This is a genomic window from Cutibacterium nasicola, assembly GCF_051303185.1.
Classification (GTDB): Bacteria; Actinomycetota; Actinomycetes; order Propionibacteriales; family Propionibacteriaceae; genus Cutibacterium.
The window spans coordinates 184,370-195,269 of sequence record NZ_JBPPGE010000006.1; the positions used below are offsets into that span (position 1 = coordinate 184,370).

Here is a 10,900-nt window from a genome sequence, read left to right on the forward strand (position 1 = left end):
TTCCTTAAGGATGGTGAAATGATGCGGCTCCTCGTCGTAACCCCCAGTTTCCATGGCTACGGGGATGCCATTGGTGACGCGTTCGAGAGGACCGGTTACGACGTCGTCGTGCATCGGTACGATGCGGCCCCGCGCGTCGAGAAGGCGTGGAACAAGCTGAGGTATGAGTTGCCGGCCAAGATCCGCGGCACCGAGGGACACCTGTCAGCCGAGGTCGTGACGGCCAGGGCGATCGAGCGTGTGCGTTCTGTCCGTCCCGACCTTGTACTCACCGTCCGAGGTGATGTTCTCGGCGAGGCCTATTGGGATGAGATGAGACGGCGCACAATACGCTCGGTCGTCTGGCTGTACGACGAATTGCGTCGCATGGCACTGGACATCGGCAGGGTGGCGTCCGTCTCCACCGTCGCGACGTACAGCCGCGATGATACTGTGGAATTGCAGGGGAAAGGAATCGACGCCCACTACGTTCCAATAGGATTTAACACGTCGACCGTGCCTTCCGGCCGCTGGCCACGACGTGACATCACTTTCGTAGGGTCTCATCTTCCTGCCCGTCAGCAGTTCCTCGCTGCTCTCGTCAGCGCTGGGATTCCCGTGATGGCATATGGTAGGGAATGGTCTGACCACCCCCTCGACCGTCTGAGGACGTGGCGGATCACGTCCACCGGTATTCCGGCAAGACGAGATGTTGGCCTGGGCGAGGCCTACGGCATCATGCGAGATTCGGCCGCGACGCTCAATGTGCACGGTGATCAGGACGGCTTCACCATGCGTACCTTCGAGGCGTGTGGTGTCGGTGGGGTCCAGATCGTCGATCGTGACGACGTCAGTGAGTTCTACGAACCGGGCAACGAAGTACTCGTTCAACACAGTGCTGAGGAGACGATTGAGCTCGCCCGACAGGTCCTCTCGGATCGGACCCGCATGAGTGCCATGCGTCGGGCTGCGAAGGCCCGCACCCTGGCCGAGCACACCTTGGACCGCCGTGCTGCTGTCATTGAGGAGTTGTGGTCATGACAGGTCCAGGACTCGTCTTCCCTGACGATCTCGACGCGTGGTGCCGGTGGTCCGACAGCCGGAACCGGGTGCGGTTCGGACTGGCAGCTGCCAAGAGGTTCGTGCGACATCAGCCGTCCGTCACTCCGGCGAAGCTGTACCTGCCGGTCGAACGTCCCACGACCTTGGTCGTGCTTGACCAGGTCTCGGCGAGTTGCTACTACGCGACCTTCGACCCCTTGGAGCACCTCGACCCTGATCGTACGGCCGTTCTCTCGGCGCATTCCGAGGCCCGCGAGGCCGCGACCGGGGCAGTACGCGTCATGGAGTGGAACGAGGGTGGGTGGCTGCCACCCTCGATAGAACAGGTACTCACCCTGGGAACCTTCAATCACCTGGCTCGCCAGGTGAAGCCCTGGGCCACGAGGCACAATGCCAGGTTCTGCGTCGTCCAGCACGGATTGTTGACGCCCTGGGCGCCTCCGCTGAGCCCGGGGGACCACCTGTTCGCGTGGTCCGAGGCCGACGCCGAATACCAGTGCGCGGGCCGCTCCGACGTCACCAGTGAGGTGACCGGCTCCCAGATGCTGTGGAAGGCTTCGAGGCTGCCCAAGGTGGAGATCCTTGACGAGACGCCCGTGATGCTGGGACAACTGCACGGTGCTGAACTGGGCCGAGCTGCCAAGCAACGGATGTACACGGAGTTCTGCACCTCGACCGGTGCGATCTACCGCCCCCACCCCAACGAGGCGGACGTCATGTCGCGTGTCCAGCATCGCATCATGGCGAGGGCTGGCGTCATCATCAAGGCATCAGGCAAGTCCTTGGTCGAGGAGGGGCGGCCGGTCGTCTCCATCTTCTCCACCGGAACCCTCGAGGCCGCATGCCGAGGTCTGCCGGCATGGGTTCACCATCCGGCCCCACCGGCCTGGATCGAGGATTTCTGGAGTCGGTACAACCTTTCCAGGTGGGGCGACGAGCCGACGATGCCGATTGATTCGTCGGGGGACGAGCCCGCCTCGATCATTGCGAAGACGTTGTCCGGTCAAGGAAGGAATGCAGGCTGAGGTGACTGTCGGCGCTGTCGAACCCACACGGGTCAGTGACGGGCCGTTCGCATCACGCTCGCACGACGGAGGTTGAGTCATGGTGAAGGACACACGGATCGCGCAGGGACCTCTTCCTGCTCTGATCGGCCGCGTACTGGACAAGGGCCGGGAGTTCCTGAGGAACCACCACCCCGGAGCTGGCGTCTGCGCGTGGAGGCCGGTTCTGGACCCCCGACGCAACGCCAGTGTCGCGGGGGAGCGGGGTCCGGGTTCGCGTGGGCCAGCCATCGTCTTCATGCCGTATCTGCAGCCCGGCGGTGGAGCGGAACGCTACGCCGTTGTGACCGCGGCTGCACTCGCGGAGCGCGGCCACGATGACGTCATTCTCGCGAACGCCGACGTCACACACACCTGGCTGGAAAAACATTACGGCCTTGACCTGTCCGGGGTGAGGATCCACCGAATCAAGGATTTCAGCCGGATGGAGCGGCAGGTACCGGTCGCACTGTGCCGCCTCATCGAGGACTGGATCTGGAAACTACAGCTCCGTCCACTCCATGCTGACCTCTTCATCAACTGTGCTTCCAGCAATGAGACCCCGGGGACGGCGCGAACGAACATCTACGTCTGCCACTTCCCGCACAGACGGGACTACCAGTGCACGACCTTCCTGCACCGCCTGTACATGGGTGTCATGACCGTTGCGCGGAAGGTTCTCGTCACCTGGACACCGTTCCCCCACAACTACCAGATGGTGGTGGCGAACTCCCACTTCACCTCCGGACATGTCAGCCGGCTTTGGAACGTCGACTCGACGGTTCTTCCTCCTCCGTGCCCGGCCATGGCGGTTGACGGTGTGGCGAAGGGACGCGACATCATCACGGTCGGGCGCTTCGAACCCGTTGTTCCGAAGGTGCCGAACAAGCGATTCGACGTGCTCGTTGACGCCTTCGCTGGCATGGAGGACCTCCATCGCGAGGGTTGGACACTCCACGTCGTCGGAGCGTGTCCACCGGCCAAGCAGCAGGTCGTGGACGGACTTCGTAGGAGGGCTGGTTCGGCACCCGTCGAGTTCCACCCGAATGTTGACTTCCAGGTGCTGCGGGAACTCTATTCGCGAGCGACGATGTACTGGCATGCGCAGGGCTACGGCGAGGACGCTGATGCCGATCCCAAGACCCAGGAGCACTTCGGGATCACGACGGTGGAGGCCATGTCAGCCGGATGCGTGCCCGTCGTCTATGCGACGGCAGGACCTCGCGAGGTCGTGGAAGGACTCCAGGACGCCGGCCTGTGGCGGACGGTCGAGGAGCTGCGGGCCGAGACGGTCCATATTGCCCACCTCTCCGAGGACGATCAAGAGGCTGCGTCCCGGGCCGCTCGGAAAAGGGCAACCGAGTACGACCACGAGCATTTCGGCGATCACCTCATGGAGGTCATCGATCGCGCTCGGACACAGAGCTGACGTCTCGCGCGGGTGGGTGCGTCCGTCCGTGACTCGTGTCAGCCCTGTGCGCCGTGCCTGGCCCAGTAGTCGAGAACGACACGGATGCGTTCGACCTTGATGACGACCTGTTGGGCCCACACCTTGAGGTCCGGCACGCTCGTCGGCCACCTCTTCGGGTTGACCACCGTCTTCACCAAGTCGGACGTCAGGTCTGAAAGGCGGACACCGTGGCCGCCCGCCTCGACGATGAGATCGCGGTACCCCGCACGCAGGAGCGCGTCGTAACCTGCCTATCCGATGGACTGTCGCACCTGCTGCCAGTACATCTTGCGGGAACGATAGGCAACGGTGCAGTCGGTCGGAGCGACGTCCCAGCCCGCCAGATGAGCGCGAACGCACAGGTCGATGTCCTCGGCGATGGGCAGCCGGGTGTCGAACCCGTCAAGGAAGTGGAAGAGGCTGGCATCGATGGCCATGTTCGCCGCCGCCCCGGTCGGGCACAGGTTGTTCCACACCTGGAAGTTCGGGAATTGCGGAATGTCGGATTTCTCCGGGTCGTCGATGAAGGGATTGAGCGGACCGACGACAAAGGGGTGACGGTCGAGGGCCGCGATCAGCGTCTCCGCCCAGTTCGGGGGAACGATGTCGTCTGCATCGCAGAAGAGCAGCTTGTCGCTCGAAGCGCGCTCGGCACCCGCGTTGCGCGCCGCCGATGGACCGTGCGGCCCGTCAGGACTTGTGGAGATGACGTCCAGCCGGCCGTCGATGGTGCTCCTGATCTTGGCAGCACGCGACCTCGCCGTCTCGGCGGTCGAGTCGGTCGACCGATCGTCGCGACGACGATGACCTCCAGGTGTTTGTCCGTCTCCTGCGTGCACAGGGCGTCCAGTTGGGCACCGAGAGTCTTCGATGCGTTGTGTGCAGGGACAATGACGCTGGCGTCAAACATGGATCACTCCCATTGGTGTGTGCTGGCAGCTGCGCGTTGAACGAAGCGATGGTTCATCGTGGGTCCGGGGACCGTGGCGAGGCCAGCGACTATCGTTCGTCACGGGGGACCTCACGATCGAGGGAGCCCAATTCGACCAGCCGTGCGAAGGATCTCGACGACTTCTGGACCTCGGAGAAGGTTCCCCGAGCGGCGATGTGCCCGTCCTCGAGGTAGATGAGCTGGTCGACGTCGCGGACGGTGGACAGTCGGTGTGCCACCAGCACGGTGGTGACCTCTCCCTGCAGGGAGTGGATCGTGTTGCTGATGGCAGCCTCGGTCTCGTTGTCGAGAGCCGAGGTCGCCTCGTCAAGGACCAGCACCGACGGGTTCCGGTACAGAGCCCGAGCGATTCCGATGCGCTGACGCTGGCCTCCCGAGAGCCTGGCACCACGTTCTCCCACGCTGGCCAGACGCCCGCTCTCGAACTCGCTGGCGACGTCGGTAAGCTGGGCTGCCTTGATGCACTCGACGATGCGCTGTCGGTCCCACGCGTCCTCGGGGATTCCGAAGGCGATGTTCGCGTCGATCGACGAATCAAGGATGTAGACGTCCTGTGGAACGTATGCGACATGGTCGTGCCACGACCTCATGTTGTTCTGGATGTCGATCCCGTCGAAGGTGATGACTCCGTGGCGGTACGGGATCAGGCCCAGGAGGATGTCGATAAGGGTCGTCTTGCCGGACCCGCTCAATCCACACAGTGCAAGGGAGGTGCCGGCCGGGATGTCGATCGTGATGTTCTGCAGCACCGGGTCCGTCCCGTCGGGGTAGGTGAAGGACAGGTCGGTTACTGAGAGGGGAACCGGATGCGGCTGTCCGTATCCGATGCGGTGCACCTGCTTGATGACGTCCTCGTGCGTGGGCAGGGGGCTGTCCGACCGGAACTCCTTGTTGCCGCTCATGTTCTTGAGCGTCCTGACGGTGATGTCGAGACCGCCGGCGCCGAAGCGGACCATCCCGATGCTGGCCGTGATGGCGGACATGTTGGGCAGCAGTTTGATGGCAGCGGCGACGAAGACGGTCAGCGTGGCCATTGCCGACGAGGGATCCGAGGTCATCGAGACGATGGTGAGGGCGATCGCGATGAACATGATCGTGAGGAATTCCAGGATGATCTTCGGAAGACCGGTGTAGAAGTTCGCCAACCTGCTGGCATTGGCGTTCTCGGCGTTCTTCTCAGCGTACCGCGCGATGAACTGGGTGTCGCACTCCTGGACGTTGATCTCACGGAACCCATTCATGGCCTCGACGAGAGCCTTGCTGGCCTCCCACGCCGTCTTCTGGGCGAGATGTCCGGCGTCGGCATTGCGGCGGCCGAGGGCCTTCTGGATGAAGAGGATGAGAATGCCGAAGTAGATGATCGCGAGGAGTGTCGGGAGCGGGGTGATGATGAGCAGCAGGATCATCACCGTGACGCTGGAGAACACCAGTCCGGAGAGGTTCATCATTCCGCCCAGTGACTGGGTGTGCGCGGCCTGTACGGCCGGACCGACATTGCGAATGACCTCGGCGACGTCCCTTCTCTTGTGTGACAGGTAGTCCTCGTGGAGGAAGGCGCTCAGCAGTCGGGACGAGGTCCCCACGGACAGTCGTGCGACGAACCCGGTGGACCACCACGACAGCCATGTCCCGACGACCGCCTTGACGAGGAAGGCGAGCACCATCGCCACGCAGAGTTCAATCGTGAACGTTCCGGTGGACGGGTTTCCCAGCATTCTGTGGGCCACTCCCAGGTAACCCTTGTCGAGGTCGGCCCCCATGAGGACCTGGGTCACGGGCAGGACCATGGCGATTCCGACCATGTCCATCAGCGAGATCAGGGCCTGCGCGCAGAGGTAGAGGACGAGCTTGACCTGGGTCGGGCGGGAGAACGTGGAGATGAGGAACCTCAGGTTCTTCAGGACGCCTCCATGTTTGGGAGCGGTTTCGGTCTTGCCCATGTGTCAGAAGTCTCTCTCCGCGGTTTCGGTGGTCTCGTATCCCGCGATGCCCGACGCCTCGACAAGCAGCGCAATGGCCTTTTGTGCGACCGGGGCTGGGAGACCGGGCAGAGCAGCGTCGAGGCTCTTGGCCAGGGCCTGGATCCGGCGGTAGGACAGGTGGGGGGCGGTGGAGCAGACAAGCTGGTTCCACCTGCTGTCCTCTACCGGACGGACGGCGCCGGAGGTGCCTGGTCCGTGAATCTCGTCGAAGGTCCGACGGGCCTGACCGGAGCGATAACTTCGGCTGACGCGGGCAAGCGTCGAGACCGCCGCTGCGTGGTGCCTTGTCGCGAGGGCGGGATCGACGACGATGGGGATGCCGGCCTGGTGGAGACGCCAGCCGTAGTCGACGTCCTCCCACCCGTAGGCCTGGTAGTGGTCGTCATAGGGCCCGACTTGCTCCCAGATGGCCTTGGTGATGGAGACGTTTCCGGCCCAGTAGCGCCAGGTCTGGTCGTCATCGGCCCGGTAGGCGCCGGCCCGGACCCGCTCGTCCGCCTCAGCTCCGTACACGGCGGTGTAGCGGTTGTCGGGAAGGACGTTGAGGCAGATGCCGATGGTTCCCTGCTCGCGATCGGCGTGGTTGGCGACGTGACGCTCGACGTAGTCGGGCGCCGGCTCCAGGTCGTCGTCACAGCGAATGAGGACGTTGCCCTCGGCGGCTTCGTGGCCGGCGTTGAGAGCCGCGACACGGCCACGATTCTGCGGGAATACCAAGGACCGGATCGGCAGATGGGAATACGTGGCGACGATCCCCTCCGAGCCGTCCATGTCCCCGTCAATGACGACGATGGCCTCCCAATCCTTGGCGGTCTGTGCCGCCAGTGCGCTCAGCAGGCGCGGCAGTCGCTGTGCCCCCCGATACGACGGGATAATGATCGATGCAGTGGTCATCTCAGTCCTTCTGGTTCTCGAGCGGCTGGGCGCTGGGCCCTGATGACCTCGGGGAAGTGCGGCGAGGTCGTGCGGTCATGGTTGAGGGGCTCATGACGGGATGGACCCCACGTCCGGCGATCGCCACCGTGGCCAACTTGAGGTCCTCCTTGCCGGGGAGCGATGCAACCCGGTGCGGGAGCGGTGAAATCGGCGCAACGGGGCATCGTGCACCCAGACGAGAATACGCTGCCTGGAGTTGGTTGTTCCACCTCGTTACGACGCCACTTCCGCGGGGCCGGCGTGGACACTCGGATTTCCGTCATCTCTGCTCAGGCGTGGCCGCGCCACATGGTCAGGCCAATCTCACGTGCCACGTTCCGGACAGTAGAGGTCCTCCCGGTGCGGACCACCGAGGCCTTGGCGAGATCCTTCCGGGAGCGTCGGAGGTCGTTCTTCACGCGATTGACATCATCGACGTCCGGTGACGCCGCGAGGTCCTCGAGCTCCCGGAGGTTGATGGTGCGGGTGAGATCAGCGCGACGCTGGTCGCTGGCCATCGTGTGGTAGGCCGTGTGATAGTCGTTGAACTTGAAGTCCCCGGTGTCGGACTGTGCGTCGGGACGTCCCCAACACGCCGGGATCTCCAACGAGTCAGCCACGATCAGGCCGTGCAACGACGTGGTGAAGATGTGGGAGCAGCTGTTGATGGCACTCACGACCTTGCGGGGCTCTTGGCAGACGTCGATCGCGATCGTGTCGTCGTGCGTGGTGAGTTCCTTGATGAACAGGTGACGCTTGTCCTCGAAGTGCGAGACGATGCCCCACCTGTGCCTACGTGCCCGTGGCAGTCTGATCCGGTCGGTGTACAGCAGCCCGGGATCCCCCAACGGAGTGGTCTCGGGGAGTCCGGCCACGTCACGGGTGAGACAGCCACGGACACCAAAAACCTTGCGGTTCTCGAGGACCGGGGCGTCGGGAGTCAACATGCCCGAGCCCCAGATCCAGGGATGGGGCTTGGTCGGACGGTGGTTGAAGACCGATCCGATGCACAGTAGGGCGGCCTGGGAGAGACGCCTGGAGAACGCGAGGATGCCGCCGTCGGCGAGGACACGGCACGACATGAGGTCGCCGAAGTTCTTCACATGGGTCCACTGGTACACGGTGGTGCAGGGTGCCGAGGGATGGAGTCTGCTGTTGGCCGCCGTCATCGCAGCGGACCTCGAGGCGTGTAGGCGGCGCTGAATCCCGGTCAACTTGCTTGGTGCCATGAGGTTGAAATCTCCCGTTCGTGATGGGATGTCGGGGCGACATCGTTGGTTGAGTTCGGTTGTGGGTGACGTCCTCGACCGCAGGGGAACCCAATGGGGTCCTGGGCTGGGGGCGCCCGTCTACACCTGGTCGTGGCAAGGACTGGGGCCGCGCTCGGGTGCCGGTCGTAGGTGCAACCTGATGGCCCTCGCGAAGGTCTCTGGGGAGAACTTCCCCGCGTGCTCCAATACGGTGCGCTCCTCGAGAGGGTTCTCGCGGAACTGGCGGATGGCCTGCGTCACGGCTCCGGGGGTTGCGGAGTCGAAGAATCGTCCGGAGACGCCGTCCACGACGGTGTCCAGGTAGCCACCGGCATGTAGCCCCAGGCAGGGGGTTCCGAAGGCGAAGCCCTCCACGGGGGTCAACCCGAAGTCCTCCTTGCTCGGCGCGATGACCGCCGACGCGTGGGCGTAGGCCCAACGCAGCTGGGCGTCACTGATGCCTTCGAAGAAGGATACGTTGGCGGGGGCGAGATCGTGCAATTCATCGCGCAATGGCCCTGACCCGACGACGACCAGATGCTCATCGGGCAGATCCACGAAGGCATTCAGCACGATGTCGACATTCTTGTAGGGCATGAGGCGGCTGACCACCAGGAAGAAGGAGGGATGATCCAGTCCCGGTAGTGGCTCCTGGGGGCCGGTGGGATTCAGGGAGTACGGCGGATGCACGACTGCTGCCTCGATCCCGTACACGTCACGGATACGGTCGCGAACCACTGTCGAGTTGCACAGGTACTCGTCCGCGGACGCGGCGGCCCTGCGATCCCAACGTCGTAGCGGTGGGGTGAGCACCTTGAGGACGATCCCCTTGGGAGATCGCCACCAGTGTCCGCCGAGGTAGTCGTCGGCCAGGTAGAGGAAACGGGCGGGGGAGTGGCAGTAGACGACCTTGCGGCAGTTCGGTGGGGTCTTGACCCCGTGCGCGAAACCGGTTGTCGAGACGAGAACGGTGTCCGTCCCCGTCGGCACCTCGGTGTGGTCGAAGGCCCAGTCGTAGAGCGGAAGACCGGCTCGAAAGTGGCGACGGAGCCATCCGATCTTGTTCAGCGGAGAGGTGATGACCTCATGAGTGGAGAACTCAGGGTAGGTGAGGTCCGATTCATACACCGATGTGATGATCGGGGCCTCCGGGAACATTCTGGCGAACTGGGTGACGACACGTTCTGCACCACCTCGTTGCGTGAGGTAGTCGTGGGCGATGGCGACGTGCGGGGCGCCCTGGTCGGGCTCCGGATCGACGTCAGCCAGGATCTCCGCGAGACGGGCGCGTCCGGCCTCGGGGGAGAAGTTCTCCTGCCAGCGGTCGTGAGCTGCGTCCAGGAGACCCTTGTTGTAGCCCTCGGCGGCCCTTTCGATGGCATCGGCCAGGCTGGTGGCGTCGTCCGCTCGCGCCACGAAGGGATGATCGGGGCCGGCGACCTCCTGCAGTGCCCCGGCATCGGTGAGGACGAAGGGGCAGCGCGCCGACATTGCCTCGGAGACGACAAGGCCGAAGGGCTCGGGCCATACAGATGGGAAGACCGAGAGATCGACTGAGGAGAAGAACTCGTCACGGTCCATCCAGCCGCGGTGGTCGACGAGGTCGCCCAGACTCGCGATGCGACGGGCGACGAGTTGGGCGTCGGCCGGGTCGACGAACCGGGATTCCCCGGCCAGCAGTAGCCTGAATCGCCCAGGGTGCCGGCGCTTCAACTCGGCCATCGCCTCGCACAGTCGCGGGACCCCCTTGTCGGATGACAGTCGACCGAGGAATCCGACTGTGACGGTGCCCTCCACCGGGCGAGGAGCACGGTGGCGTGCTGGGGGATTCCAATTCCACATCACCCGGGCGTCGGAGACCGCCTCTGCCATCGATGCCGAGGGGACGACCGTTGCCAGGGTCCCATGACGGGCCACGACAGCCAGGGCGCGCAGCTTTCCGAGTGGGCGTTGGTGCAGGTGGACGACCCGGTCGGGGTGCCCCGAGGTGGCGAAGGCCGGGCGCAGCCCGTTGCACCACAGCAGCCCGGTGCGCTCACTCGCGTCCCAGCGACGCAGATTCTCCAGGTACTTCCCGGTGGTGTCGCCGTGGATGGCGATGACCCGGAAACCCCGCTTGCGGGCTTCCTCAACAACGTCGCCGGGAGTCTGGGGTGCAATGATGGTGACGTCGCGTCCCAATTCACGGGCGGCCTCGGCGATGGCGAGCATCATGACCTCACCGCCGCCCATCGTGCCTTGGTTCGAGGCGATGGTGAAACTGGTCA

The 10,900-nt window shown here is 64.2% G+C and carries 9 protein-coding genes; 3 read left to right on the forward strand and 6 right to left on the reverse strand.

Going from position 1 to position 10,900, the window contains the following annotated elements:
* Positions 1-18 precede the first annotated feature (18 nt).
* The 3 genes from ACSJJT_RS10905 (at position 19) to ACSJJT_RS10915 (ending at position 3,513) form a co-directional block, all read left to right on the forward strand.
* Entirely contained in the window at positions 19-1,020 is a 1,002-nt protein-coding gene (locus ACSJJT_RS10905; RefSeq protein WP_435918293.1) for a CgeB family protein, read from the forward strand.
* Positions 1,017-2,066: a prephenate dehydrogenase gene (locus tag ACSJJT_RS10910; protein WP_435918294.1), complete on the forward strand. Its 1,050-nt coding sequence runs from the start codon at positions 1,017-1,019 to the stop codon at positions 2,064-2,066. The genes ACSJJT_RS10905 and ACSJJT_RS10910 overlap by 4 nt, the downstream gene beginning before the upstream one ends.
* 79 nt (positions 2,067-2,145) lie before the next feature.
* Positions 2,146-3,513 (forward strand): glycosyltransferase family 4 protein, encoded by a 1,368-nt coding sequence (locus tag ACSJJT_RS10915; RefSeq protein ID WP_435918295.1) that lies wholly within the window; start codon positions 2,146-2,148, stop codon positions 3,511-3,513.
* 38 nt (positions 3,514-3,551) lie between these two features.
* Here the strand turns inward: ACSJJT_RS10915 and ACSJJT_RS10920 are convergent, their stop codons facing one another.
* The 6 genes from ACSJJT_RS10920 to ACSJJT_RS10945 all read right to left on the reverse strand — a co-directional run.
* Positions 3,552-3,689 (reverse strand): hypothetical protein, encoded by a 138-nt coding sequence (locus ACSJJT_RS10920; RefSeq protein WP_435918296.1) that lies wholly within the window; start codon positions 3,687-3,689, stop codon positions 3,552-3,554.
* 96 nt (positions 3,690-3,785) lie between these two features.
* Complete coding sequence (locus ACSJJT_RS10925) at positions 3,786-4,373, reverse strand: glycosyltransferase family 2 protein (RefSeq protein ID WP_435918297.1); 588 nt, start codon at positions 4,371-4,373, stop codon at positions 3,786-3,788.
* Positions 4,374-4,533: 160 nt separating this feature from the next.
* A complete protein-coding gene (locus ACSJJT_RS10930; protein ID WP_435918298.1) occupies positions 4,534-6,426 on the reverse strand; it encodes an ABC transporter ATP-binding protein in 1,893 nt (630 codons plus the stop codon).
* A gap of 3 nt (positions 6,427-6,429) precedes the next feature.
* Positions 6,430-7,362 carry a glycosyltransferase family 2 protein gene (locus tag ACSJJT_RS10935; protein WP_435918299.1) on the reverse strand — a complete coding sequence of 311 codons (933 nt, stop codon included), beginning with the start codon at positions 7,360-7,362 and terminating at the stop codon, positions 6,430-6,432.
* A gap of 311 nt (positions 7,363-7,673) precedes the next feature.
* Entirely contained in the window at positions 7,674-8,612 is a 939-nt protein-coding gene (locus ACSJJT_RS10940) for a polysaccharide pyruvyl transferase family protein (protein WP_435918300.1), read from the reverse strand.
* A gap of 120 nt (positions 8,613-8,732) precedes the next feature.
* Positions 8,733-10,900, reverse strand: a 2,168-nt coding sequence (locus ACSJJT_RS10945; RefSeq protein WP_435918301.1) for a glycosyltransferase family 4 protein, incomplete at its 5' end; no start/stop codon positions are given.